This window comes from Metasolibacillus meyeri, from assembly GCF_003049505.1.
Lineage (GTDB): Bacteria > Bacillota > Bacilli > Bacillales_A > Planococcaceae > Metasolibacillus > Metasolibacillus meyeri.
In genome coordinates, this window is record NZ_PYWN01000056.1 from 1 (window position 1) to 26411 (window position 26411).

Consider the following 26411-nt stretch of genomic DNA (forward strand, 5'->3'; position numbering starts at 1 on the left):
CCCAGCGTTTCACGCGCAGAGAAAACCACCAGTTCTACTGGTGGTTTTTATTTTTGAATAAAAAAGGAGAGATTCATATGTTTTTACAGCCATTAGCGCAGCTAGCGATGATTCAGAAGGGGGCGGATCGCATTGTCGATGTAGCGGAATTGCAGGAGAAGTTGCAGCGCTCCTATGAAAGACAACAGCCATTGATTGTTAAACTAGGCTTAGACCCATCTGCACCTGATATTCACTTAGGTCATGCGGTTGTTTTACGTAAAATAAAGCAACTGCAAGACTTAGGGCATCACGCGGTCATTGTCATTGGAGACTTTACAGGACGCATTGGTGATCCAACAGGAAAATCCAAGGGGCGTGTGGCATTAAGCGATGAAGTAGTAAAGGCAAATGCGAAGACGTACTGTGAGCAAATATTTAAAGTGTTGGATACAACCAAAACGATGGTGCGCTTTAATAGTGAATGGTTAGCCAATTTGACGTTTGAGGAGGTCATTAAATTAGCTGCTACGACATCGGTTGCACGCATTTTAGAGCGTGATGATTTCCAAAAGCGCTATAAAGCGCAAGTACCCATCGGCATTCATGAATTTTTCTACCCGCTGATGCAGGCACAGGATTCAGTTGAATTGCAAGCAGATATTGAGCTAGGCGGCACGGACCAAACCTTTAACATCTTAATGGGGCGCACACTGCAAAAGCATGTAGGGATGGAGAAGCAAATCGCCATCTTTATGCCATTATTGGAGGGGCTTGATGGCAATGAAAAAATGAGCAAAAGCTTAAATAATTATATCGGCATCAATGAAGCGCCTGAAGTGATGTTTAAAAAATTAATGGAAGTGCCAGATCAACTTATTATCAAATACTTTGAGCTAGCAACAGATGAACATCCAACAACGATTCAGCAAATTGAACAGCGCTTGGCTGACGGAGAAAATCCGAGAGATATTAAAATCGAATTAGCGGAAATTATTACCGCTTTATACCATGGGCAAGAAGCGATGCTAGCTGCGAAAGCATATTTTGCAACAGCCTTTCAAAAAAGAAAAATTCCAGACAATATTGCCACATTGCTGCTAGAAAACGAGCAGATGACTTTGAATGATGTGATGCCAGCGCTAGTTGAAAGGGGTCTTGTGCAAAGTAAAAGTGAGTTTCAACGATTAATTAAGCAAAATGGTATTGCTTTGAATGAAAATAAGCTTTCTTTAGAGGAAATGGCAACAATATTACAAGAGGGAGATGTCTTGCAAATTGGCAAGAAACGCTTTTTAAAATTTCGCTTTGGACATAGCAGATAGATGGCCAAAGCGAAATTCATTTTCCTGCAAACATTTTCAATGTGGGAATCGTCTAATGGGTGAAATGGAGGGGAGACGATGGAGGATGTAGTGACATTGCAGGATGAGCAAACGGCTGAGGACGTTGTGGAGGCACTTATGCATATGTATGGACAGAGCATTTTGCAGCTCGTTTATGCCTATGTTCATAACGAAGCTGTGGCGGAGGATTTAACACAGGAGATTTTTTTGAAATGCTATAAGGCGTTACCAACCTATAAAGCAAAATCTTCGCTCAAAACATGGCTTTGGCGCATTGCGATTAATCATGCGAAGGATTATTTGAAAAGCTGGCATAATCAAAACATCTATACAGCAGACGATACGGTTTTACATAATGTTCATAGTAATGAGGAAATCGAACAGCAAATTATTCAGCAGGATGAGGATGCAGCACTCGCAGATGCGGTTATGCAGTTGCCCGTTATCTACCGTGAAGTCATTTACTTATTTTACTTTGAAGAATATACGATGAAACAAATAGCAGCGCTCCTACAAGTGAATGAAAATACAGTGAAAACAAGGCTGCGCAAAGGCAAAGCATTGTTAAGAACACGATTGGAGGCATTGTAATGGATGAGCGATTGAAAAACTTAAAGCGGGCGATGAAAAAAAATACATTTGCAGATGTCCATTTTACAGAGGAGCAACGCATGAAAGTTCGTGATCAAATGCAGCCCGATATCGAGCGGGAGCTTTTTACCCTATTAACGGAGCATAGAACGGCTACAGAGCTTATTCAGCTCTTGCATGTAAAAGGTGTGAAAAGCATTTGGCAAAATGAAGGGCTCGTTTTTATTAAGCTACATCAAGCAGAGGCAGCAGGCGATGTGGAAGGGCTTTGGGATAAACAAGGCACAAAGTCGTATCGTTTAACGAAACAGGGATTGCATAAATATGCAGAGGATGTGCAGCCGAAATGGTCATTTAAAAGGCTACTACATGAGGTGAAGCCAAATGAATCGTAAGCAATTTTTGCAACAAGTGACATCATTTATTCGCTCAAAGCCTGCACAGCAGTATGTGGAGAAGGAGCTTAACCAGCATATCCATCATGCGAAAAAAGCATGGGTGGATAAGGGCTATCAGGAGGTGGAGGCAGAAGCGTTAGCGGTTCAGCATATGGGAAGCCCGATGACGCTTGGGAAGGAGCTTGGCAAAGTGCATAAGCCGAAAATGGACTGGGTAATTATTGTGCTTGTCGCATTGCTTGTCGCTTGTAGCTTTTTACCATTGGTAGGAAGTGATTCGATGCTTTGGCGGCACGTGCTACATATTGGCATAGCCATCATTATCATTGTTTGTTTCATTCTGTTGGATGTGCAAAGATTTCTGAAAACGCGCTTTATTTTTTATGCCATTCTCGCCCTATTCGCATTGCTATTTTATTCAACACATACGGTCAATGGGGAGCGCATATTTTTCATTGGCTCACTGAGGGTAACAGTATGGCATACGCTACCGCTATTTTGTATTGCATGGGCCGTTTTATTTTCAAATCGTGCCATTAAGCTGTGGCGGGCGCTTTTCTTCGTTGGCATTGGTTCTCTTGCCATCGCTGTTACTGGAAGTATGGTAACGCTTTTGGTGTTTTCTATGATGTCGTTTGTGATGCTGTTGAAAGGGCATTTTGAGAGAAAGCAGAAGATGGGCATAATTATCGGGGCGATTGCTCTTATCACTATTTCGATCCTAGCGATTATGTCGAATCATGTATTCCAGCCTTATCAACTGGATCGACTACAGGGCTTTTTTCATCCTGTGGAACATGCTGATGGCTCAGGGTATGTTTATTTACGCATTAATGAAGTTGTGGAAAATGCTAAATGGTTTGGCGCAATTGAAACGGATTTTTTTATCGAACATTCTACTGATTTTGTTTTTCTGCAATTGATTAAATATTATGGCTACTTTGTCGGGATAGCTGTTGCAATTCTATTACTCGGGCTGATTGTTCGCATGTGTAAACATAGTATGCACCAACCGGCATCCTTTGCGAAGCTACTTATTGTTGGCGCAAGTACGTTATTTGCGACACAGGCGCTTTATGCGTTGGCAATGGGTGTTGGGCTTACGCCAATTATCGGCGTTCCACTACCCTTTATAACCTATGGCTTAACCCCGACAGTCATGAATGCTTGCCTGATCGGGCTCGTGCTTAGCGTGTATCGGAGAAAATCATATATTTTTAGCAATTAAGGACGGGCAAGCATTAGAGGAATGTGCTGCTGTATTGCTTACTATTGCGAAAGTGAAGCCTTATGAAAGTAAAACGTCGTGATGAAAGCTTTCTGTTTACTGGGATTGTTTGAAAAGGTGTGATCTTTTCAAACAATCCTTTCTTTTTCAGCTTCTGTCCTAATCGTTTTCCCATTCTTTGAATCTAATAAGTAGAGATAGTAGAAGGAGGGATACGTTTGACGACGATTGGTATGCTGCACCATCGCAAAGATCCGACGACCGTTTTGAAATCGTATGCCTTTGCAGCGGTGGCGAAGGCGGAGGGAATTGACTTTTTTTATTTCACACCGAAAAGTGTTAATTTTACGAAGAAAACCATACTGGCGCAAGTCTATGAAAACGGGGCATGGCAGGAGAGGGAGTGCCCTTTTCCGGATGTCATTTATAATGCTGGAAGCCCTGAAAAGCTTGCGGTATCCAAGGATATTATCGGGAAGCTACGCAAGGAAATTCCATTTACGACAAATTCTATCGGAAATAAATGGAATGTCGCAAAGCGTTTACTTGCCTATAAGGATTTTGCAAAATACATTATTCCAACAGAAATTATTCAAAAAATGGATACGGTGCATCAATATTTAGTAAAATATCAAACAGTTGCCTTTAAGCCGATTGATGGGCGCAAAGGAAAAGGCATTTATTTTATTTCGAAGGAAGGCACGAGCTATTCCGTCAAGCATAATAGCGAAACGACGAAATATACCAAGTCGCAGCTCGATGCTTTATTAACAGAGCAATTAGCGGCAGGTACATTTATTGTTCAGCCCTATATTCGCTCTGTCACGAAATCGGGCTTAGTATTTGATTTCCGCTTGCATGTGCAAAAGAATGGGGAGGGCGAATGGGTCGTTACGACGGTATATCCGCGCGTAGCACCAGCGGGCAGCTTAGTGCCGAACATTAATAACGGTGGCTATACAAATTATTTAGAGCCATTTTTACAGCAGGAGTTCGCGGAGCAGGCATTTGATTTAAAGCGTACATTGGAGCATTTTTCATTATCGCTCGCGAAGCATTTGGAGCAGATTCAAATGCAGGAATTTGGCGAAATGATTGATGAAATTGGCGTGGATGTTGGCCTAGATCAACATATGAAGCTATGGATTTATGAGGTGAATTGGCGCCCAGGCTGTCCCCCGACATTTTACTTAGAGCTAGACGTTGTTCAAAATACGATTCGCTATGCGAAATATTTAGCGGAAAACAGGCAAGTGTTAGCGAAGGCAAGACAGACGAAGCGTGTGCATAAAGCGCAGCAAGAAAAGCCACAGGAAGAGCAGCCCGTAACGAAAATACCTAAACAGCGCCGACAAGATATGCCGATTATTGGGATTACAGGAAGTGCGGGGAAAACAACGACAAAGGCCTTTTTATCATCGATTTTACGCACGAAATGGTCGACCTTTGAAGCAAAGGATTATTGGAACACGACGGAGCATACGAAAAAGCATGCCATCGAGTTGGCGAATGGCTATGAGGCAGCGGTGTTGGAGTATGGCATGGCCTATAAAGGTGTAATTACAGAGCATTGCCGCATCATCCAACCAACGATGAGCATTGTAACGAATGTTGGGCTAGCGCATGTTGGTAACTTCGATGGCGATGTGCGGCAAGTCGCCTTAGCGAAATCAGAGCTGATTCAGGGAATGGACCAGCGAGGCGTTTTAGTCATTAATAAAGATGATACCAACTCCAATTATTTAACACTGAAGCAGTTTAAGGGGAAAATTTTAACGGTCGGTGTGCATACGGATGCGGATTATAAGGCATATAATGTACGCTATAAAGAGGACGGCATGACATTCCAAATTAAGCTACGGGGCAAAGAAATTTCGCTCTTTATTCCGATTTTAGGGGAGCATCATGTGTACAATGCCTTAAATGCCATTGCAATTGCCGATTATTTAGAATTTACCCCACAGGAAATTAAACAAGGCTTGCTCTTTAAAAAACCACCTCGCCGCTTGACGCTGTATCGTTGTAAACGGGGAATTACCTTGATTGACGATACGGTGCACTCACATCCACAAGGGGTGAAAGCAGCGATTGATGTATTGTCATCCATTGCCAAGCGGCGTAAAGTCGCAATTATCGGACAAATGCGGGAGCTTGGCGATTTGCGAGAGGCAGAATATAAAAAAGTCGGCGAATATATTAAGGAGCAGGACATTGATATTTTTATTACGTACGGTTTCCGCACAGAAGAAATGAATGCAGCCGCACAAGCAGCGGGCTTTAACTCAAAAAACATGTATCACTTTACGAACAAAGAGAAGCTCCATGAGTTGCTGGAGAAAATCATTAAGCAAGGCGACACCATTCTCATCAAAGGTGCGAGCAAAACAAATATGTTTGAAACCGTGAAGTTTTTGGCGGACTTGTATGAAGGGAAATAGCCTGAGGCCTTGAGAGAGAGTAGATGTTTGGGAAATGCGGATAAGTCGTGAGAAAACCGCAGATAAACCGTGGGAAAGCGCAGATATCTTGAGAAAACCGCAGATAAATTGAGAGAAAGCGCAGATATCTTGGGAAACCCGCAGATAAACCAAGAGAAAGCGCAGATATCTTGGGAAAACCGCAAATAAATTGAGAGAAAGCACAGATATCTTGAGAAACCCGCAGATATTTTAGGAAACCCGCAGATAAATCAAGAGAAAGCGCAGATATCTTGGGAAAACCGCAGATAAACCAAGAGAAAGCGCAGATATCTCGGGGAATCGCAGATAAATCAAGAGAAAGCGCAGATATCTTGAGAAACCCGCAAATAAATCAAGAGAAAGCGCAGATATTTTAGGAAAACCGCAGATAAACCAAGAGAAAGCGCAGCTATCCCGGGGAAACCCGCAGATAAATCAAGAGAAAGCGCAGATATCTTGGGAAACCCGCAAATAAAAATCAAGAAGTCGCAAATATATCGAGAAACCCGCAGATAAAATCAAGAAGTCGCAAATATATCGGGGAAGCCGCAAATAAAAATCAAGAAGTCGCAAATAAAATCGAGAACTCGCAAATAAATCAAGAAAGTCGCAAATAAATCATAAGAAGCCGCAGATAAATAACTACAAGGTATCGATATAATCTGAAAGCCCCTCATAAATAGCAAATCAGCATCCCACTTTCATTAGAAGGATGCTGATTTTTTCTTTGTATCGATAGTACACGCTTCTGTAACCACGAAACGACTTAGCGCCCAACAACTGTGTTGGGGTAAAGCCCCTCAGATAGTCTACATGAAGTAAGTCAGTTGTGCTGAGGTGTGAGTCATCATTACATAACCTTCAAATGAAAACGAATTTTTTTGGCGGCGCTGTAAGCATTTCTTTTGGCTTCATGTTTCGAGTGACCTGTGGCAATGACGTAAGCATAGCGGTGGCCCATCGAGAGTGGGGGAATGAGGAGCGTTCCTTTTCTCGGCTTGATGTAGACGTCGACAACACCGCGGCTGTTTTTGGCTTGATTTCTGCCAGTTACCCTTTCGAGAATGCCTTTTCGCTCGACGACTAAGTATTTGGTGTACACGAAATGATGGTGAAGCGGCTCGATATTTGGCTGTTCCCCTGTTAACAGCTTTAATGTCTCCTTTACTAAATTAAAGCCAAAAGCCGCCTGTAGCATGTGATTCATGGCTCCGCCTGAAATACGCGGGTTAATTTCAATGAGCTTCCAGCCGTTTTTCGTCAGGCGTAGCTCTAAATGCATAGCACCATTTTGCACATGGAACGCCTTTGTGATCGTTTCAACGATGTTTTGCAAAGTTTCCTGCATTTTCGAAGGGATATGGGCGAGCACCGTATAGCCTGTAATGATGAAGCGTTTGCCTTGTGTAATATCTTGCTCAATGACCGCAATCACATGAGGCTGCCCGTTATAAATAATCGTTTCAACTAAGTATTGTGGGCCATCGATGTATTCTTCAAGCATAATCGTATCTTTCGGATATTTTTCTTGCAATGAGGCAATATGCTGATTGAGCTGTTTTTTGTTGAGGGCAAGAAGGACATCCTTTGAACCAGTTGATTTTGGAGATTTGACGATGAGCGGGAAGCTCATTTTAGGAAGCTCGCTTACATCGTTTGCCTGCAATAGCGTAAATTTTGGTGTGAACTCGAAGTGCTGTAAGTGCTGCCTTGTTATTTCTTTGTCCTCCATGCTGGCAATTGCTTCTGACTGTGCGTAATTTTTGCAAAATTCATCGCATAATCGAGAGGCTGTGTGGACGTAGGGATCTGTAAAGCTAACGATGCTGGTAATCATTAACTGTGTTTTTTTTAAACTGTGAATCGCCTTGCGCATTGCTTCCATATTCGTTATATCGACAAACACCATTTTATGGACATCCACATATTCTCTTCTTTGCTGGAACTGCTTTTCGTTATTTGTAAAAAGAACGGTAAAATAGCCGAGACTTTCCGCAGCTTTAATTGCTTCACGGCTCGAGCCACTTTTATTTGTTCCAATAAAAACAATCGTCTTCACATCATCACTCCTCGTTTTAGCTATATACGAATTCTATCTTTCTATATGTATGAACATAATAGGGCTTCATATAGTTGACTATCCCGTGCGCCTGATAAAAATAAGAGAACATTCATCCAAATGTGATTTGTTTGCTGGCATATGCTACTAGCAGAAGGGGGGAGTGTATGAAGCCTATACCTGTTAGTGCTGTAGTAGAAATTATCGGTGGAGAGTTGGTCAAAGGGTCAGCGGATCTTTTGATTGAATATGGAGCGTACCGTTTGAAACAAATCAAGCATAAAAGGACGATGTTTTTTACCAATACGAAAATTGTGAATTGGCAAAGTTTATCCGCTTTTTTCCCACTCGTTATTGTGACGGAATGGACGTATCGTTTAAGGGAAATACCTGATGGCGTAACGGTTGTGAAAGTAGATGATATGACAAATGCTTATTGGCAGTTTGTTGAACATTATCGTAGTCAATTTAAAATTCCGATTGTTGCCATTACAGGAACGGCTGGAAAAACGACAACAAAGGAAATGGTGAAGCATATATTGTCAAGTGAGTATGAAGTAGTGGCAACACATTTAAGCAACAATTCTCGAACGGAGCTTCTACAAAATTTATTGCGTATTAGTGAAACGACACAAGCAGCGATTTTTGAAACAGCGGTTGGCGCACCAGGTGATGTACTCGGTGCGGGGCGCTATTTTCAGCCATCCATTGGTGTTATCACAAATATCGGCTCGCATCATTTAAATTATTGTAAAACGCAGGAAGGTTACATCGAGGCAAAGGCTGAAATGCTACAAATTGTAGGCAAAGGCACGCTCATTATCAATGCAGATGATACGAATACAAAAAAAGTAAATCTACGTGGGTTTCAAGGAAAAGTCATTCGCATTGGGAAACATAAAGCAGATTTTTTAGTAAGCAGCATTACGTATACAGAGCGCGGGATGCGATTTATTTTGCATCATGAAGGAAAGCAATACGTTGTGAAAATGCCAGGGCACGGGGAGCATCAAGTGTACAACGCACTCGCGGCACTCGCAGTTGTACACGAAGTTGGCATGCCTTTAGCAAGAGCGATCACACAGCTTGCGACATTTCGTAAATTAAATAAGCAGCTTCAAATTTTAAAAGGGATTAATGGCTCGATGTTAATTGATGATACGTGGAGCATTACAACGACCTCGCTTGATGCGGCGCTACACGTGTTAAATAAGCTAGGGCATGGCAAAAAGAAAATTGCGGTCATTGGGACAATTACGGATTTAGGGGCATGGGGCTATAACATTCATAAGCAAGCAGGTGAAATTATTTACAAGCATGGTGTGGATGTCTTAATTACAATTGGCGAGCATGCGAGCATTATGGCATCGAAGGCACAGCAATTAGGGCTGGATGCAGAGATTTACAGCTTTAAAAATAATATGTTAGCACGAAGACTTTTGAAAAAAATTGTCGATCACAATACGGTGATTTTAATTAAAGGGGATATGTATAGCGACGCAATCCATGAATTAGCTGCGCAATTGCGCCGAAGAAGGGAGGAGCTAGCTTGATTGCACTATCCGTCAAAGACCTCCAAGCATTACTAGGCGGTCAAATTTTGCAAGGTGCGGCGAATTTTTCAGTGAAGCAGGCGCTGCATTATACACAACTAGATAGCATAAAAAGATATGCGCTTATCTTCCTTCGTAAAAGTGAGACTGTTGATTGGAAAAGGCTGGCACAACATGCGCCAATACTTATTGTGTCAGATAAAGCGGAGGAAGAGCTGCGAAAGGCGCCCGCTTCCATCACTATTTTACAAGTGAAAAATATGCATCGAGCGTTTTGGCAATTTGTTGACTATTATCGGGCACTCTTTACAATACCAGTTGTTGCGTTAACAGGTACATGTGGGAAAACGACAACGAAGGAAATGCTTCGCCATATTTTACTCGGCGATTGGCAAGTGCAGGCGACGGTGAGCAGCATTAACGAGCCGAGACAGTCGCTCAATTATTTGACGACGGTTGACAAAGAAACAAAGGCGGCGATTTTTGAATTAGGCTTAGGCAATTTAGGCAATATTAAACATCAATGCTTAATTTACAAGCCGACCATCGGGATTATAACAAATATCGGTGTCCATCATTTAGATGGCTGTCAAAGCTTAGAGGGCTATATTCAGGCAAAGGCAGAAATTGTAGAAGGAATTGCGAAAAATGGCACGTTAATACTCAATGCAGACGATGTAAATAGTAAAAAAATTTCGCTCACTGCTTTTAAAGGGAAAATTGTAACATTTAGTGTGAAGCAAAATGCAAACTTTAAGGCAAGCAATATTCAGTACGCAGCAGGTGGCATGCGTTTTACTTTGATTACAGGGAAGGAACGCCATGATTGCTTCGTGCCAGGTTACGGCGAGCATCAAGTGTATAATGCGTTAGCGGCACTTGCAGCAACAACGGCAATGGGCTTCCCACTACGCAAGGCGATTTCAAAGCTGCGCACATTTAAAAATATGGAGCGCCATTTACAGTTTTCCAAAGGTATTGCCGGCAGTACCATCATTGACGACACGTGGACGAATAACCCAACCTCCATTGAAGCGGCCTTGAAAGTGTTAGCGGCAGTAGGGAAAAATAACAAGCGCATCGTCATCTTAGGCGATATTAAAAGGCTCGGCAACTATGAGCGCCAATATCATCGTGAAATCGGCTCGTTGATTGCCAAGCAATCCATTGATACATTGATTACAATTGGTCATCGGGCAAAGGACATTGCGCTACAAGCAAAGGCGGACGGGATTTCGGCTGAGGTGCATAGTTTTTCGGATGTGAAAGGCATCATGGCACTGCTTCAGCGAATCGTTACGAAAAATTCAATGATTTTAATTAAAGGACCGATGTCAAGCAGATCCATGATTGACTTTGCCAGTGAGCTGAAGGGGGAAAAGAAAGGAACTGTCTGAAAGTATTTTCATGGGTAACCGCTTTGCTTTGTAAAAGCGGGCGTGTTTAAATTTTGTAGTTCAAAAGTAATGATTCGCCCGCAAGATGCTCATTTTCGCCCGTAAAACCCTGAAATTTGCCCGTAAGATTAGTAAATTCGCTCAACCAAACTTAAAAATAAAAGGCGGTCTGAAAAGGAATATTTTCAGACCACCTCACTTTATTTTATAATACGCTTCGCTGTAATATAGCGATCTTTATAGTAGTCTGCAAGTAAAACGCGTGTGATAACACCGTCTTTTGTCGGTATAACAATGCGGTGTTCGCCTGCATAAATACCAACTAATGTAGGGTTTTTAGAGCCTTTTGCACTGCTGAAAAAGACGATATCCCCTTGTTGTAAATTGTTGCGGGCAACGGTTGTCCCAAGCTTCATTTGCTCTGATAAAGTCGTTGTATTGATTTTCACGCCACTTTGACTTAAGACATATTGTACATAGCCACCAGCAGTAAAGCGTTTTTGTGCGGCTACGTTCGCCGTGCCGATGCGTGCGCTATTTTTATGAAGAAAAGCGTTATTCGCAATTTTTTCCCCTGTGTTCGCAGGATTTGATGTCATTAATGCTGGTAAAACGCGACGAGCAGCAAAATAATTATCTTTATAATATGGCTTGCTGTTCATATCAGAAATAACGATATTTTGCTTTGAATCTGCCATATGTAAAAGTTTATTGTTGCCAATATAAATACCTACATGGTCAGGGTCTGTCCCTGTTTTTTTACTTTTGAAAAAGACTAAATCACCTTTTTGTAATTGATTTCTTGCTACAGCTTTCCCTTGCTTTAGCATATAATCTTCATTATACGTTCCTAAATCAACACCATTTTGTTCAAAAATATACATTAAAAATGTAGCACAGGAGAATCTATAAGGAGCTGTCGGCTTATATTGTGTATTGCTATATGTTGCTTTGCCAATTAAGCTTTTCCCTGTTGCGATAATTTGGTCTGCCTTTTGATTTACGGCTTGTTGACTAGCCGCCGCAGCTACCTCTGGTGTTTGTAAGGCAGCAGGCAATACTGGAATTGAGCTACAGCTTACCGTTAAGGCAAGAGCTGCTGTGAATATTGTTTTTTTCATCATGGTCCCTCCTTGATTTCAAGCTCGCCATGATTGTAGCACGCATAAATTGTGTATTTTCTAGGTAAGTTTATCCAACGGGAAATGTAACAATTTGAAACCGTTGCTATATAAGTATGGACTAAGGTAATTTACAGTTGTGTAACAAATATGACGAAGCTAAGTTTAGCTGATTGTTGGGCCAATTTTGGTGTTCGCAAGACGAATTGATACGATGAAACGAGGAAATTGTTGTTGTAGAATTATGCAATCACCTCGATAAACGAACAAAAAGAAAGGGCATGTTTTGAAAAAGATTGATTCAAACACGCCCTTACTATTTTCAATGGATTCACTCTTTTAGAAACAAGTTTAATTATTTCCTATAGATGTTGCTCAACAATCGTGTCCTTTAGTTTAATAAGATCAAATACAACCATTTCTCCGACATCTATAATCCAAATTCTGAAGCCTGTAACACAGTTTATCCTTTGTTTGATTTAGAAGGAATTGCAACATTTAAAGAAATAGTAGTTGGCTTATATTCTCTTAGTATGAAACTAGACTTTGCACTGTTTCTCGACATGTTTCGGGTGATTATTAATATATTGTAAATTATTTATGAAATTTCAGTTAATTTTTCGGTAGGGAAATGGTAATATAAATATCTATCATGATTCAGCAAATCTTCTCCTGTCGCGAAAGTGTAATGTCAGCGACAAATTCTATTTGTATCGAAAGCGAAGCGCAGATATAGAAAACCTCCACCTCTATAGGTGGCGAGATGAATGCTTATCTTGTTTTTTCAGCGGGTGTCCAAACTTCCGCTGAATCATGATAAGCCTCCGGCGGATGTCACAGATTTTGAAAAGGAGTTTTTTCGAACAGGTTCGAAAAAAATCTGGACGCAATTACGCCGAGGCGTAATTGATTATAACTATTAATTTGGTGGTGAATGTATGCTGACGATTTTTGGGGGAATCGGGCTGTTTTTGCTTGGCATGTCGATGCTGACGAACGGTCTAAAGGAAATCGCAGGAGAGGCATTAAAGCGTTGGCTTAATAAGTTCACAAGAGGAACATTTAGCTCCATGCTGTCAGGTATTTTTATGACGATTTTAGTGCAATCCTCTACAGCAACGACTTTGCTAACAATCGGTTTTGTTAGTGCGGGCTTGCTGACGTTTATTCAATCCATCGGTGTCATTATCGGTGCGAACATCGGTAGTACATCTACGGGTTGGATTATTTCATTAATTGGCTTTAAAATTAGCCTACAAGCAATGGCATTGCCGATTATTGGTATCGGTGTGTTCATGTCATTTGTTGCACCACGTGATATTAAAAAATTTGGTGGTGTTTTGGCGGGCTTTGGTTTACTATTTTTAGGAATTGACATGCTACAACAGGGGATGGGCGATGCACAAAATTTTATTGCCTTCGATAAAATCCCAGCCAATTCTTTTTTCTCTGTTTTTCTGCTTATTATCATTGGGGTTATTATGACGATTATTATGCAGGCTTCGAGCGCAGCAATGGCGGCAACGTTAGCTGCATTGTTTACAGGCGCGATTGATTTTGAGCAAGCTGCTTATTTAGTCATTGGGCAGAATATCGGCACAACAGCGACCGCTTTATTCGCTGCAATTGGTGCATCTGTATCAGCAAAGCGTACAGCGATGACCCATTTGCTGTTCAATGTTGTGACAGCGATCATCGTTACAGCGACATTCCCGTATTTCTTGCAATTGGTAAGATGGATAACGGAAGCCATTGTGGGTCGTTTTGATGAAACGATGGCACTCGCTATTTTCCATACGCTATTTAGCGTGCTAGGTGCACTTATTTTCATGCCATTTATTAAACAATTTGCGAAGTTACTTATAAAAATTGTACCAGAACGTGAAAATGCATTAACGCGTGATTTAGATACGAAGCTATTAGAAGTGCCTTCCGTTGCACTGGATGTTTCATTTAAAACGATACGCGATATTATGGCGGTATTAACAACTGCACAAAGCAACTTAATGGTAACAAAAAAGATTACGGCGGAGTATGAGCGGAAAATGGATGAAGTAGAAGAAGCGATTCAAATGACAAATGATTTCTTGAATGCCATTCAATCGACGTCGACAAGAGAACGTAATAAACATATTGCCATTTTGCATACACAAGATCATTTAGTTCGCCTAGTGAAAGTGCTACGAGAAGAGCAGCAACTAGAGGCGCTTGTCCTACAGCCGCAATTAATGACAGAGTGGCAGGAAATATTAGCGGATGTACAGCAAAATTTAAGCGGTGAAGAGCCGATTAGCAAAATTGCACAAATATTAGAAGGGCATTCACGCATGATGGCACAGGCACGTCGCAATAAACGCAATGAATATTTCGAGCGTTCTGTCGCCAATGAAACAGAGCTAGATGTTGCGGTTTCAAAGGTAGGGGCATTACTATGGATTGACCGCCTTGTTTATCACTACTGGCGTTCAACGGCTCGCATGGCAGAATTCCAGCAAATCGATGAGGAAAAGCGTTTGAAATCATCGTCGGACAAAACGGCGTAAGAGGAGGGTCTATGTTGAACATAAAGTTTTTTTTGAGCATGGTCATCGTTGTCACCTTCTGTTTGATGGCGGGTTGTTCAAACAATGAGAGCAAAGGAAGCGCAAATAGTGAATTTCCACCATCGTATACAGGAGTTGTTATTGTCAATGGTGCGCAATATGAAATGAAAAAAGGCAATTATCAGTGGCAGCGCAAAAAAGGTCTACAAACGGAAGTTGTGCAAACAGACCATGCAGCGCCGAACCAAATGGCAGAACAGATGGAAGCAATTCGTACAAAGCCCAATCAACAAATAGCAATTGAGATTGAAAACAACCCAGATTGTAAAATTTATTTATGGAACGAAAACGGGGTAGAAAAAGAAATCAAACAAGAGGCAAATCAGCTCATCGTTCCTTCAAATAAAGGGAAGTATATTTATGAAGTAGTAGCAGAATGGGCGGACGGCACTATTTCTTATACATTTGTTGTAGAAGTTCAATAAAAGCCGTTGCTTTAATATCGAAACGAATGACATTGATGTTTAAGCTTTTACTGTAGCAACAGGTACAAAAAGGTGTCTGTAAAGTGGACTAAGTCGCCACTTTGCAGACACCTTTTTTATGAAAGTTTAAAATGATGAATCACAGCTTGTAGCTGCTCTGCTAAATTTGTTAAGGATTCAGTGGCAGCAGAAATTTCTTCGGTTGAGCCGAGTTGCGTTTCTGTGGAGCGATTGCTGCTTTCTGCATTAGTTAAGGCAATTTGTGCTAAGCGTTGAATTTCATCTGTATGTTCCAAAATGCTCACGCTAATTTTAGAAATCGCATGAATTGACTCATCAATATCGGAAGAGTTATGACGTACTGTCATTACCATTTGCGCTAATTCATTAAAGACAATCGTTACTTGCTCCGATTTTTCAAGCCCTACATTCACGCGATTTGCTTCTTCGTGAATCGAGGCGATGACCGTTTTAATTTCTGCTTGAATTTCAGAAACCATCATTTGGATTTTCTCAGCAGAAAGACGTGATTCCTCCGCGAGATGTCGCACTTCATCCGCTACAACAGCGAAGCCTTTTCCAGCGTCTCCTGCGCGCGCTGCTTCAATTGCAGCATTTAAAGCTAATAAATTTGTTTGATTTGCAATGCCTGTGATAATACTAATAATATCGCCAATTTCATGCGATTTTTTGTCCAAGCTCGTAACAGATGTTTCTGTCATTTGCGAGGATTCCGCAATGGAGTGGATTTGTTGATTGACCGCTGCTACAGCATGTGAACCAATTTCTGTTTGTTCCAATGTTGTTTGAGACAATTGACCAAGCTGTGTCACTCTTTCCGCAATGGATTGCACATTATGATTCATATCGGCAACGGAATGTGAGATGTCCGTTAAGTTTGTTAATTGTGTTGTCGCGTTTTGAACAGAGCTTTGTGCTAACTCGGCAATTGATTCTGCTGCGCTCATCGTCGCGTTTGTCGTTGCAGATAACTCCTCAGCACTTGCCGATACTTGCTGGCTGGAATCTGTTGCCTCACTAACAACGTGCACAATCGCTGTTTGCATTTCATTTAAGCCAGTAGCGAGCATCGTAATTTCATCAGCACCTTTGACTTGTAGCGGTGGTGCTGTTAAATCACCTTGCGCAATTTGTGCAGCACGATTCACCGCAAGCGTCAAGCGATTAATCATTTGACGGCTGAAGGTATAGGAAATAATAAGCGCAATAATCGTTGTAAGGACTGTTAAAATGCTGCTCACTGTAATAATTTGTTTATAAACATTCTCGGTGTTTTGCTGTACGTGTTGCAACTCAATTGTGTGGTTAATTAATGCTTCATCAAATGCAGCTTTCGCATCTTCAAAAAGCGGTTTGCCAAGCTTTAAACCTTCCTCCGCTTCAGCCCAGCGGTTGCTTTGGATAAGTTGATGGTTTTCACGCACGCGTTCATCAAATAGCATCCATTTACTGCTAAAATCGTGAAATGCTTGTTGTAATTCAATGGTTAAGATGCTCTCTTCAAATGTTGTTTGCAATGCTTGAATTTCATTTAAATCTGAAAGTGCAACCAATGTTGCCTCTTTATTTTTAAAGGCAAGTGCTGTTAGCATTTGTACACGCGTATTTTCTGTTAAGTTAGCAATTTGAATGAGTTCAATGGATGGTTCTACACCGTTTTGATAAAGTGTATGGCTACTGTCTTTTAATTTGGACGACTGTATGATTGAGTAAATGTTTAATGTCACAAATAGCAGTATAATAATTGAAAATGATAGTAGTACTTTCCAAAATAATTTCATGAATATTTCCTTCCTAGCGTAATCCTTTTATAGGGAAAAACTATATATTTATTGTTTAATTATAACAGTGAATGTATACAAACACCCATATTTTATTAATTTTGATTTAGTAAATCTGCTAAAAGCTTTAATGAATGTCACAGTTCCTTCAAATAATTTGGATTTAACGGTAAAATAAGAATTAACAGTTACAAGAAAAGGAGATATCCAAGTGAATATACAGGTTGAATGGTTATATAAGACGAAAAATGGTGCACAGGCAGTTTTCACTTCACAGCAGCTACCAGCAGCACAAGTATTGATGCTGGTGGAAGATATCATGCAAACAGGTAGAGCAAAAAATATCGTGTTGACGGACGCATATGACAGCACATGGACGCTAAAGGAGCTAAAGAAATACGTGCAAGAAATCGCTTCAGAGCCACAAAATGTGACCATTTACTTTGATGGTGGCTTTCAGCAAGATACCAGACAGGCTGGTTTAGGCTATGTTGTCTATTTTGAACAAGATGGTAAAGCATATCGTATTCGAAAAAATGCTTTTGTTGACGGCTTGTTATCGAATAATGAGGCGGAGTATGCGGCGTTGCATTTAAGCATTCGCGAGCTTGAAGAGCTAAATGTGCATCACACGACCGTTTCTTTTAAAGGAGATTCACAAGTAGTGATTCAACAAATGGCTGGTGAATGGCCTGTGTACGAAAAGGAATTGGCTGAATGGGCGGATAAAATTGATAAAAGGCTTGCCAAATTAGCGATTACCCCTGTTTATGAGCATGTAGCGAGAAAGCAAAATGAAGAGGCAGATCGACTGGCAACACAGGCACTCAACGGGATTGAGATTGATGGCAAAAAAGAGCTGACATAGCGGCAGTATATTTGTAGGATGAAAAAAATTGTTGCAGCATGTGTGCTTGTAGCTAATACAGAAAAACTAGTAGCAAATGATGGAGGACAGCAATGATTCAATACCAAAACGAACAATTAACGATTTATATGAGCCAATTGTTTAAAACGACTTCTACCGTAATAGCAACAGACGATTGCATTTTACTTGTAGACCCTAATTGGTTGCCACAGGAAATCGATACAATACAAGCAACTATTGCAGAGATTCAAAATGGACGCCCTTTATATTTACTATTTACGCATTCAGATTGGGACCATATTATAGGCTATGGTGCATTTCCAGATGCGACGGTTATCGCCAGTGAAGCGTTTCAAAAGCGCGCGGATAAAGAGCAAATCGTAGAGCAGATTCGCACATTTGATGATGATTATTATATTGACCGTACCTATCCATTGCATTATCCAACGGTCGATATTGTCATTGGACAAGATGCGCAAACGCTGACAATCGGTCAAACAAAGATGACTTTTTACTTGGCAAATGGCCATACGAATGATGGTTTATTCACCATCATCGAACCACTTGGCATTTGGCTTGCAGGCGATTATTTATCAGATGTGGAATTTCCATATATTTATGATAGTAGCTATGCCTATGAGGAAACGCTGGCGAAAGTGGATGTTATTTTGCAGCGCCATGATATTCATTATTTGATTCCAGGGCATGGTCATATGACGACAGATAAGGAAGAGATGATAAAACGCCAACAAGAGTCTTTCACTTATATTAAGGCGTTGCGCGAATGCATTTTACAGCAAAAGGATAGCGAGCATTTAATTGAGAACTACGCTTATCCTCGCAATATGCGGGCATTTCATCAAGCGAATATTCGCTTGATGGAAGGAGAACAGTGACATGATGAAAAGCATTGTCGCTCCGCTTTGTTACAACAAAGTATAGCGACAATTTTCTAGTTCAAAAGTAATGATTCACCCGCAAGACGCTTAAATTCGCTCATTGAAACATGAAATTCGCTCAACCAATGACAAAATTCGCTCATCGAAACAGGAATTTCGCTCAACCAAACTGGAAAACAGAGGTTTGATTTTTCAATTACAACTTAATCTTCCCATATACACCGCCACCACCAGCTTCAAACGCTAGTTGTCCAGTACGAGCAAGGATGATTTTTTCTGCTAATTGCTGTGGCACGATGTCTAGCAATTGTTCCATTGTTGTGCGGTGTAGAATATTCATTTCGGTATCGAAGGCAGCCAAGAGTTTGTCCAACGTCTTTTTGCCTAGACCTGGAATGAATTCTAAAGGTACTTGATGAATATAAGGTGGGCGCTCTACTGTAGTAAAAGTAGTGCTAGAAAGCTGCTGAATGCGTGTTGCTACGCCACGCACGATATGTTTGCTGTGGCAAAATGGACAAATTCCGGCCTCATCTTTCACAGCCTTACCACAGGCGGCACAAACCGTTTCATGATATTTTCCTAGCAACGGATGCAAGCCGTAATTTGTGACAATCGCTCGACCATTTTTACGGTGCAGTGCTTGTCGCAATTCCTCGAAGTTGGCTGCCTCCATTTGTATTTTTTGATATTCACGTGCGATTTTGCCAAGTGAATGTGCATCTGAATTTGTTACAAACGTATAGGCTGCTAACTCCTCAATGCCGCGCACCATATCCGTATCTGCGCTTAAACCAAGCTCAATCGCATCAATTATTGTCGGGTCGAAAACTTCCGTCAAGCTCCGCATGACCCCTTTGCCATATAAGCTTTTAAATGGCGTGAAAACATGCGCAGGAATAAATAAGCCATTCAATTCAGCTACTTTTTGCTGCAACGACCTCGCATCACAATAAATGCGCTGTGAGCTAAGATGAATATTTTTCATATGCTCACTTAACCATGCTGAAAAAGCCTGCATTGCTTGTAATGTAGGCAAATAAGCCAAGACATGAATCGGTCCTTGACAGTTCGCATCATAAATTTCAAGCTCCGAGCCCATGATGAGCGTTGTTTTTTCATACAATAAACCGCCTTGCGCTAATTCGGTCATTTTTCCCGTTCGTACATACTCCTCCAGCTCCGCCAATACCTCGGGACTATGGCTATCAATAATGCCAATCAGATCAAGCCCTTTATTGGCACTTGCCGTATGTAATATATTAGAAAGGGTTAAGGTGCGACTTCCTGTAATTTTGACAGCACGCCCTTTATTTGTACGTCCAATATGAATATGTAAATCGCTATAATAATCGTTCAATGGAAGCTCCTCCTTATGACAATTTCTATTAGTATTTCACACATATTTCTACCTATTCTAATATAACATAATTAGCGCAGCATTCTTCGTAGCTGACGTACTTCCTTTGTTAGCTCATCCATCTGCTCATGCAATTTTGTCAATTCAGATGATGAAAAATTCTCTTCTTTTTGCTGTTCCAATGCCTTTAATTCAAGCCCTTCTGCAATGGCAGATAAAGCGTAGCCTAATACTGTTATAACTGTGCCAAGATAAGCAAGTCGATCGATTTGAATATCCGTACTTTCTGCTGATTGCCCAGTTTTTTTCTCTTTGCTCGTCATCTCCATCACTCCTTCTTACACTAGCCTATGAATAGTGGGAGGAAAAAGTGAATACATACATAAAAGGAAAGAAATTTTTGATAAGCAGAAATGGAGGAACTAGCATGGCAAAATTGTTAACAGCAATGCAAGGGCATTTAGAAGTAGCGGAATATCATCTGCAGTGTATGGAAAAGGAGCAGCAAAAGCAAAATAAAAAGCGCTTTTTATATGAGCTCCAGGCTTTTCAAACTTCCATGATGGCTACATTAAGCACGGCAAAGGAGTATAATAAAAGCATTTATAAAAAGCACAGTGTGCATTTACAGCATAAAACATTTTTTCACTCCATGAAAAAGAAGCATATTGTCGAGCGAGCGATTGTGGAAAAAATTGAAATTTCAAATCATCTCCAGGCGATTTATGCAATCAAAAGAAATAATAAATTTGATGCCCGAAAAGGCTTTTACCATAAAGAAAGGCCGAACGATTCTATCATTAAGCTAGGCACATATTATGTGCAAGAAGTACAGCAGCTAGCTCAACAATTAAGCGGTGAGTAATTTTTGTATAAATAATGCAATAATAGTGCGGAAATTGAAATTTCAACTATTTTTTCTCAAAATTGTACATGCTATACTATGTAAAAGGAGATGAAGAGCATGAAAAAAATAATGCAAAGTATGTTCATGATTTTACTTTCGTTAGCAATCGTCATTCCATCTGCACATGCGGCAGATGAACGTGAGATTAAAGCAGAGATTGTCACAACAGATAGTATAGCTATGCGCAATGCTCCTGCGAAAACAGGAAAAACATTAGCGATTGTACCGAAAAATACAAAGCTAACTGCGACTGCTCGCAGCGGTGATTGGTACAAAGTTTCTTATCAAAAGCAGGTAGGCTGGGTTCCTATCGATTATGTGACAAAATATGTAGCACCAAAGGCGAACACGAATAAAGTGACGACTGCGCCAAAAGGAAATAGCACATCTGTCAATTCAAAAGCACCAACGAGCTTTAAAAATTGTACAGAGCTTCGCAAATATTACCCAGGTGGTGTAGGAAAAGGACATCCTGCGTATGCCTCCAAGCATGACCGCGATAAAGATGGCTGGGCTTGTGAGTAAAAATAGCTTTAATCAAAAAACTGCGTGAAATTCTACGATTTCACACAGTTTTTTTCTTATAATACATCTTTTATCAATGTAAAAAGCGCATCCCGTGGCACAACAACGGGAATATTCAACTTGTCCTGAATCATCTTTTTGATGCTATTGGAATAGCCCATACAATCCAGAATCAAAAGGTCGGCCCCTCGTGCTGCTAATTTTTGAGCTGCCATCAATAGGTGCTGCTCATTGAAATGATAGGGGGAGCTTGCAGCAAATGATACGTTAAATTGAGCTCTTTGCCATTTGTCACAGACGCTATTTTGCTGTTCGGGCTCAGGGCCAATCAAGCCAAGATGTAAATGGGGATGAATGCCCTTGATTAAATGTGTCATGAAATGGTCTGGTAGCAATACATTTTTTCCTGTCAATTTATTCGCGAAATCTCCTGTACACATCAGTAAAATCCATTGGAAATTGGACAAATCATGCATGCGTTTTTGAATATAGGGCATTAATTTTTGTTTGCTAAGCTTCACTTGCTTGCCACTTGTTAATAATGTCACTAATATATCATCATCGCTTGGGGTAGGGGCGAGTGTGTTAATTTCATCTAGGGTAAGTAAGTCTAATACGCCAAATTCAGTGATATCTAACCCAGCATCTTTTAATTTGACTATGTCTGAAGCCATATCCTTGCGCGGTGCTTGACCGATTGTGACAACTGCAATTTTCGCATTTTTCATCTTACGTACTCCGTTTCATAATATTTTGTCCCATTTACATAGGTTTGTAATACCTTTGCTTCCGTTTCAAAAATAGGGTGAGACCATACGACAAAATCAGCGTCCTTTCCTTTTTCAAGCGAGCCGATTCGATGCTGTAGCTGGACGAGCTTTGCTGCATGAAGGGTAATGCTTTTTAAAGCAGTTTCTTCATCTAGTCCATAGCGAATTGCTTCAGAGGCGCAATATTTTAAATATTGTATAGGCACAAATGGATGGTCTGTCATAATAGCAAACGGAATTTGCTTGTCGTGAAAAATTTTAGCGATAGCGGGTGTTGAATGACGCGTTTCATATTTAGAAGGTGTCAGCATATAAGGGCCAACTGTCGCATGAAAGCCGCTAGCCTTCACTGCATCTACAATGAAATGACCTTCTGTACAATGCTCTAAATGAAGCTCCACATCAAATTCCTTTGCGATACGAATTGCTGTCATAATATCATCTGCGCGGTGGCAATGTAGACGTAACGGCATGACGCCACGTAACACCTCGATAAATGGACGCAATTCTAGGTTGTTTTGAATGTGACTATTTTGCTGTTCTACATTTAGTTGTTTAGCACGCTGGAAGCCGTCACGTAAAATTTGTGCGATCGCCATTCTTGTCATTGGCTTCCGCTTGTATTGATTGCCAAAAACATTTTTAGGGTTTTCACCTAAGGCCCCTTTTAAGCCACTGCGCTCGACTAACACACGCGATTCAAGCGTTGAACCCGCTGTTTTTAAAATGCTCCAAATACCGCCAATTACGTTGGCACTGCCTGGCCCTGTTTGTACAGTTGTGACACCGCCTTCAATGGCATGCTGGAAGGAGAAGTGTCGAATATCGACGCTATCAAGTGCATGCATCAAAGGGGTAAAGGGGTCACTATATTCGTTTGCATCATTAATATCCTCTGTTACTTCTGCCCAAGTTCCTACATGTGCATGAATATCAATGAGCCCTGGTGTGACAACAGCCCCTTGTAAATCAACTGTTTCCGCATTTGCAGGAATTTCTCGCGCATTGCCTACATAAGAGATGATGCCGTCCTCCACCCAAAGCTGTTCAAAAATATCGTTATTTTCATTTGCTGTGACAAATTGTGCGTTATGATAAATCATCATCTAAGAGCACCTTCTTTCTGGCTATATACTTGCTGTCCTTTAATAAAGGTCGCGATGACTTGGGCATCTAAATCTAAAGGATGCTTATTCCAAATAACAAAATCAGCGAATAAGCCCTCGCGCATTGAACCCGTTATATGTTCTATACCTAAAAATTGTGCGGCACCCGTTGTTAATGCATAAAGTACATCGGCACGTGATAAGCCTTCACGTACAGCTAAGCCCGCCTCAATTGCTAAATGCGTTGCACTGCTTGTAGGGTGATCTGTGCAAAAGACAAAGGGGGTATTCATCATGGAAAGCTGTTGATATAGCTTTGGTGACAGTGCCATCATTTCATTGTGCTCAATATAGCGAAACACGGGACCTGCAACGACTGTATTCCATTGAGCCTGCTCAATTAAAGCAATTTCTGTCGCATGTACAATATGGAATTCATAATTGAACTCCTTTTGTAAACGCTGGATTAGCTCGATGTCTACCGCTTTATGTGCCCGAATCATAATTTTCTGCATTGCTGGCTCATGCTGCTGAAGCTGCTGCAATGTATCTCTTAAAATTTTGGCAATGCCCATGCGCGTTAAAGGCTTTTTTGTCGCATTAAAAAATGTATGCTTGGCATGATGACCAATGGAGAAGGTAAAGGCAATATTTTTAGCAATCACCATTTCATCCACTGTAGTATGTGTATGATGTACAACAGCAGTCTTTGCCCCAATTAAGCTTTTAGGGGAGGGGACAACGTGTGAGGTAGTGATGCCATGTTGAAGTGCCCTTTTAAAAGCTGTGTCAAAAGGGTAAATACCATCAAGCACAGAATAATGGAGATTGCTTTCCATTTCAAAGCTATCGTCGCCTTCCCAACGAATGCCAATCTCCTGCAAGCCTATTTGCGAGCAGCTATCGATAAAGCCGGGCGTCACATAGCAATTTGTTAAATCAACAGCTGTCTCATTCGTTGTGGAGTTTGCTGTGAAATATTGATGCTGCACTTCAAAATCACCTATTTCGAAAGTGCGCGAATGATAGTTAAAGACAAGTCCGTTTATATAGCGAGTCATTGATTTATTCCTCCTATTGCTTTCTATTCTTTAATAGATTGATTATGGCGCTTTTACAAGAGCAACAGTTTGGGCTGCCCTGAAAGGAATTTCTTTCTGGACAGCCCATTTTTCTTATGCAGCAGGGGAGTGCAAAGATAGATTACTTAGAAATCGAAACGTTTGTCCCATTTGGATGAACAATTTGCACTGAGTTATCAGGTGATACAGTGAAGCCTTGAACTTTTTTATTAATGGCCGCAACAGCCTCTGTCGCTTCTAGCTCAATACGTGGCACATCCGCTAAAATCAGTTTTAATGCCTCTTTATAAATTTCTGCACGCTCTTCTTGTACAACTGTTTCAGAAACAGCACGAGCTAATAGTGCATCTACCTCTGGGTTGCTATAGCCTTTACCATTACCAAGCGCACCAATTTGATTTGTGCTAAATAGCTGATATAAGAAGAAGTATGGGTCTGGATACCATGTCCATCCACCAATATTCATTGGTGCATTGCCTTTTGCAACCATGTCGCTGTAAGTACCCCATTCCACAACTTTAATTTCAACGTCAATGTTTAAGTTATTTTTTAATTGACTTTGGAAAATCGTTGCATATGGAACGCGCGCTTGCGATGCGTAAATTTCCGTTTTGAAGCCATCTGGATAGCCAGCCTCTGCTAAAAGTTGTTTTGCTTTTTCTGGGTCGTATTTTGGTACTAGATCAATTAATGATGCATCATAGCCCCATGAACCTGGAGGTAATGGTAAATAAGATACTTCGCCGCCGCCCCATTGGTTGACACCTGAAATAATCTCTTCTACGTTTGTTGCCATATAAATCGCTTCACGTACACGTTTATCCGCTGTTGGACCCACTTTGTTATTTAAATCTAAATAAACAATCGATAGACCTGCATTCGTTAATAGTTCAAGATTGCTATCTTGTTTAATAATCTCACGGTTTTGTCCTTTGACATCCATTGCGATATCGATATCGCCTGAACGTAGGGCGTTTGTCAGCATATTTTGGTCTGCGATAAATTTCATCGTTAATTTATCAAGATGAGGCTTTTCACCCCAGTATTCTTCGTTGCGTACTAGCTGTACTTCTTGGTCTTTTTTCCAATCGGTTAATTGGAATGGACCTGTGCCAATAAAATGCTCAGAGAAATTATCGCCCCAGCCCTCGACCTCTTCTTTTGGAATAATAATATTCCCCGCATCTGTTAGCATCGCTAATAACGCTGCATTCGGGCCTGCTAAATGAAGTTCTACTTCATAATCAGAAAGAACCTTCACTTCTGTTACACCATTTAGGCGGTTCATAGCAGATTCGTTAGCAGAGCGCTCTAATGAGTATTTCACGTCCTCTGCTGTCATTTCACGCCCATCTTGATATTGACCTTTTTGGAATTTAACACCTTCACGTAGCTTAAATGTGTAGACAAGCATATCATCAGATACGCTCCATTCCGTAGCTAATGAAGGAATGACCTCTGATAAATCTTGATTATAAACAACTAATGTATCAGCCATTTGACGTATTACTTGAGATTCATAAGCTCCAGTGTATTTGATAGGGTCAAAGGTCTTCGCATTTGCTGAAAGACCGACGCTTAATGAACCACATGCTGTTGCTTCTCCATTTGACTCCTGTTCTTTGCCTGTACTGTTATTATCTCCACCACATGCAGCTAGCACAGAGATGACTAGTGCAAGAATTAATAATAAGAAAGACTTTTGATGAAAGATTTTCTTTGACATAATATTGCCTCCTTTATTTTTGTTGTTTCACAATATGAACCTATGATTCAAAAATAGGTTTGAACTAAAGTTAGCACTTAACAAATAAAAAGTAAATAAAAAATATTAAAAAATTTCAGAAAATTATTTACAAACGAAGTTCGTTAGGTGTAGTATATGATTATTCACAATATGAAACAATGTTTCTAATAACGGAAAAGGAGGTTT

At 40.8% G+C, this 26411-nt stretch carries 22 protein-coding genes; 13 read left to right on the top strand and 9 right to left on the bottom strand.

The window, feature by feature from the left end; translation table 11 throughout:
• Positions 1-77: 77 nt before the first annotated feature.
• The 5 genes from tyrS (at position 78) to C9J34_RS09110 (ending at position 5980) form a co-directional block, all read left to right on the top strand.
• Entirely contained in the window at positions 78-1304 is a 1227-nt protein-coding gene (gene tyrS / locus C9J34_RS09090; RefSeq protein WP_107839550.1) for a tyrosine--tRNA ligase, read from the top strand.
• Positions 1305-1382: 78 nt separating this feature from the next.
• Positions 1383-1916, top strand: a complete 534-nt coding sequence (locus C9J34_RS09095; RefSeq protein WP_107839551.1) for a sigma-70 family RNA polymerase sigma factor — start codon at positions 1383-1385, stop codon at positions 1914-1916.
• The gene (locus tag C9J34_RS09100) at positions 1916-2311 is read left to right on the top strand and encodes a helix-turn-helix domain-containing protein (protein WP_107839552.1); all 396 of its coding nucleotides are present in this window, start codon (positions 1916-1918) and stop codon (positions 2309-2311) included. Before C9J34_RS09095 ends, C9J34_RS09100 begins: the two co-directional genes overlap by 1 nt.
• Complete coding sequence (locus tag C9J34_RS09105; protein ID WP_107839553.1) at positions 2301-3542, top strand: FtsW/RodA/SpoVE family cell cycle protein; 1242 nt, start codon at positions 2301-2303, stop codon at positions 3540-3542. Before C9J34_RS09100 ends, C9J34_RS09105 begins: the two co-directional genes overlap by 11 nt.
• 218 nt (positions 3543-3760) lie before the next feature.
• Positions 3761-5980 carry a YheC/YheD family protein gene (locus C9J34_RS09110; protein ID WP_107839554.1) on the top strand — a complete coding sequence of 740 codons (2220 nt, stop codon included), beginning with the start codon at positions 3761-3763 and terminating at the stop codon, positions 5978-5980.
• A gap of 871 nt (positions 5981-6851) precedes the next feature.
• On the opposite strand, the gene C9J34_RS09115 is transcribed toward C9J34_RS09110, so the two are convergent.
• Positions 6852-8060 carry an ATP-grasp domain-containing protein gene (locus tag C9J34_RS09115; protein WP_107839555.1) on the bottom strand — a complete coding sequence of 403 codons (1209 nt, stop codon included), beginning with the start codon at positions 8058-8060 and terminating at the stop codon, positions 6852-6854.
• Between the two features lie 167 nt (positions 8061-8227).
• Between C9J34_RS09115 and C9J34_RS09120 the strand changes: the two genes are divergently transcribed.
• Together C9J34_RS09120 and C9J34_RS09125 are read left to right on the top strand one after the other, a co-directional pair.
• Positions 8228-9613, top strand: coding sequence for a Mur ligase family protein (locus tag C9J34_RS09120; protein WP_107839556.1), 1386 nt, complete (start codon positions 8228-8230; stop codon positions 9611-9613).
• Positions 9610-11010, top strand: coding sequence for a Mur ligase family protein (locus C9J34_RS09125; protein WP_107839557.1), 1401 nt, complete (start codon positions 9610-9612; stop codon positions 11008-11010). The genes C9J34_RS09120 and C9J34_RS09125 overlap by 4 nt, the downstream gene beginning before the upstream one ends.
• Before the next feature lie 200 nt (positions 11011-11210).
• On the opposite strand, the gene C9J34_RS09130 is transcribed toward C9J34_RS09125, so the two are convergent.
• Positions 11211-12131 carry a C40 family peptidase gene (locus C9J34_RS09130; protein WP_107839558.1) on the bottom strand — a complete coding sequence of 307 codons (921 nt, stop codon included), beginning with the start codon at positions 12129-12131 and terminating at the stop codon, positions 11211-11213.
• 938 nt (positions 12132-13069) lie between these two features.
• On the opposite strand from C9J34_RS09130, the gene C9J34_RS09135 reads away from it, so the two are divergent.
• Positions 13070-14674, top strand: coding sequence for a Na/Pi cotransporter family protein (locus C9J34_RS09135; protein WP_107839559.1), 1605 nt, complete (start codon positions 13070-13072; stop codon positions 14672-14674).
• An 11-nt stretch (positions 14675-14685) separates the two neighbouring features.
• Positions 14686-15159, top strand: a complete 474-nt coding sequence (locus C9J34_RS09140; protein ID WP_238600611.1) for a hypothetical protein — start codon at positions 14686-14688, stop codon at positions 15157-15159.
• 116 nt (positions 15160-15275) lie between these two features.
• Here C9J34_RS09140 and C9J34_RS09145 read toward each other — a convergent pair whose 3' ends face one another.
• Complete coding sequence (locus tag C9J34_RS09145; protein ID WP_107839560.1) at positions 15276-16961, bottom strand: methyl-accepting chemotaxis protein; 1686 nt, start codon at positions 16959-16961, stop codon at positions 15276-15278.
• Between the two features lie 211 nt (positions 16962-17172).
• On the opposite strand from C9J34_RS09145, the gene C9J34_RS09150 reads away from it, so the two are divergent.
• Positions 17173-17829 carry a reverse transcriptase-like protein gene (locus C9J34_RS09150; RefSeq protein WP_107839561.1) on the top strand — a complete coding sequence of 219 codons (657 nt, stop codon included), beginning with the start codon at positions 17173-17175 and terminating at the stop codon, positions 17827-17829.
• 92 nt (positions 17830-17921) lie between these two features.
• Positions 17922-18725 (top strand): MBL fold metallo-hydrolase, encoded by an 804-nt coding sequence (locus tag C9J34_RS09155; protein ID WP_107839562.1) that lies wholly within the window; start codon positions 17922-17924, stop codon positions 18723-18725.
• A 199-nt stretch (positions 18726-18924) separates the two neighbouring features.
• On the opposite strand, the gene C9J34_RS09160 is transcribed toward C9J34_RS09155, so the two are convergent.
• Both C9J34_RS09160 and C9J34_RS09165 read right to left on the bottom strand, forming a co-directional pair.
• A complete protein-coding gene (locus tag C9J34_RS09160; RefSeq protein WP_107839563.1) occupies positions 18925-20088 on the bottom strand; it encodes an endonuclease Q family protein in 1164 nt (387 codons plus the stop codon).
• Positions 20089-20159: 71 nt separating this feature from the next.
• Entirely contained in the window at positions 20160-20411 is a 252-nt protein-coding gene (locus C9J34_RS09165; protein ID WP_107839564.1) for a translation initiation factor 2, read from the bottom strand.
• 104 nt (positions 20412-20515) lie between these two features.
• Between C9J34_RS09165 and C9J34_RS09170 the strand changes: the two genes are divergently transcribed.
• Positions 20516-20953 (top strand): hypothetical protein, encoded by a 438-nt coding sequence (locus C9J34_RS09170; RefSeq protein WP_107839565.1) that lies wholly within the window; start codon positions 20516-20518, stop codon positions 20951-20953.
• Between the two features lie 99 nt (positions 20954-21052).
• On the top strand, positions 21053-21520 hold the full coding sequence (locus C9J34_RS22895; protein WP_476638797.1) for an excalibur calcium-binding domain-containing protein: 468 nt from the start codon (positions 21053-21055) through the stop codon (positions 21518-21520).
• Between the two features lie 56 nt (positions 21521-21576).
• Here the strand turns inward: C9J34_RS22895 and C9J34_RS09180 are convergent, their stop codons facing one another.
• The 4 genes from C9J34_RS09180 to C9J34_RS09195 form a co-directional block, all read right to left on the bottom strand.
• Entirely contained in the window at positions 21577-22248 is a 672-nt protein-coding gene (locus C9J34_RS09180; protein ID WP_107839567.1) for an AroM family protein, read from the bottom strand.
• The gene (locus C9J34_RS09185; protein WP_107839568.1) at positions 22245-23396 is read right to left on the bottom strand and encodes an amidohydrolase; all 1152 of its coding nucleotides are present in this window, start codon (positions 23394-23396) and stop codon (positions 22245-22247) included. Before C9J34_RS09185 ends, C9J34_RS09180 begins: the two co-directional genes overlap by 4 nt.
• Positions 23393-24457: an amidohydrolase family protein gene (locus tag C9J34_RS09190; RefSeq protein ID WP_107839569.1), complete on the bottom strand. Its 1065-nt coding sequence runs from the start codon at positions 24455-24457 to the stop codon at positions 23393-23395. Before C9J34_RS09190 ends, C9J34_RS09185 begins: the two co-directional genes overlap by 4 nt.
• A gap of 142 nt (positions 24458-24599) precedes the next feature.
• A complete protein-coding gene (locus tag C9J34_RS09195) occupies positions 24600-26204 on the bottom strand; it encodes an ABC transporter substrate-binding protein (protein ID WP_107839570.1) in 1605 nt (534 codons plus the stop codon).
• Positions 26205-26411 lie beyond the last annotated feature (207 nt).

What these genes read in the sequence shown, in the direction of transcription:
- C9J34_RS09135 (WP_107839559.1), top strand. Translation starts at nt 13,070, where the DNA reads ATGCTGACGATTTTTGGGGGAATCGGGCTGTTTTTGCTTGGCATGTCG.
- C9J34_RS09095 (WP_107839551.1), top strand. Translation starts at nt 1,383, where the DNA reads ATGGAGGATGTAGTGACATTGCAGGATGAGCAAACGGCTGAGGACGTT.
- C9J34_RS09130 (WP_107839558.1), bottom strand. Translation starts at nt 12,131, where the DNA reads ATGAAAAAAACAATATTCACAGCAGCTCTTGCCTTAACGGTAAGCTGT.
- C9J34_RS09190 (WP_107839569.1), bottom strand. Translation starts at nt 24,457, where the DNA reads ATGACTCGCTATATAAACGGACTTGTCTTTAACTATCATTCGCGCACT.
- C9J34_RS09165 (WP_107839564.1), bottom strand. Translation starts at nt 20,411, where the DNA reads ATGACGAGCAAAGAGAAAAAAACTGGGCAATCAGCAGAAAGTACGGAT.
- C9J34_RS09100 (WP_107839552.1), top strand. Translation starts at nt 1,916, where the DNA reads ATGGATGAGCGATTGAAAAACTTAAAGCGGGCGATGAAAAAAAATACA.
- C9J34_RS09140 (WP_238600611.1), top strand. Translation starts at nt 14,686, where the DNA reads ATGTTGAACATAAAGTTTTTTTTGAGCATGGTCATCGTTGTCACCTTC.
- C9J34_RS09105 (WP_107839553.1), top strand. Translation starts at nt 2,301, where the DNA reads ATGAATCGTAAGCAATTTTTGCAACAAGTGACATCATTTATTCGCTCA.
- C9J34_RS09180 (WP_107839567.1), bottom strand. Translation starts at nt 22,248, where the DNA reads ATGAAAAATGCGAAAATTGCAGTTGTCACAATCGGTCAAGCACCGCGC.
- C9J34_RS09155 (WP_107839562.1), top strand. Translation starts at nt 17,922, where the DNA reads ATGATTCAATACCAAAACGAACAATTAACGATTTATATGAGCCAATTG.
- C9J34_RS22895 (WP_476638797.1), top strand. Translation starts at nt 21,053, where the DNA reads ATGAAAAAAATAATGCAAAGTATGTTCATGATTTTACTTTCGTTAGCA.
- C9J34_RS09145 (WP_107839560.1), bottom strand. Translation starts at nt 16,961, where the DNA reads ATGAAATTATTTTGGAAAGTACTACTATCATTTTCAATTATTATACTG.
- C9J34_RS09185 (WP_107839568.1), bottom strand. Translation starts at nt 23,396, where the DNA reads ATGATGATTTATCATAACGCACAATTTGTCACAGCAAATGAAAATAAC.
- tyrS (WP_107839550.1), top strand. Translation starts at nt 78, where the DNA reads ATGTTTTTACAGCCATTAGCGCAGCTAGCGATGATTCAGAAGGGGGCG.
- C9J34_RS09120 (WP_107839556.1), top strand. Translation starts at nt 8,228, where the DNA reads ATGAAGCCTATACCTGTTAGTGCTGTAGTAGAAATTATCGGTGGAGAG.
- C9J34_RS09195 (WP_107839570.1), bottom strand. Translation starts at nt 26,204, where the DNA reads ATGTCAAAGAAAATCTTTCATCAAAAGTCTTTCTTATTATTAATTCTT.
- C9J34_RS09170 (WP_107839565.1), top strand. Translation starts at nt 20,516, where the DNA reads ATGGCAAAATTGTTAACAGCAATGCAAGGGCATTTAGAAGTAGCGGAA.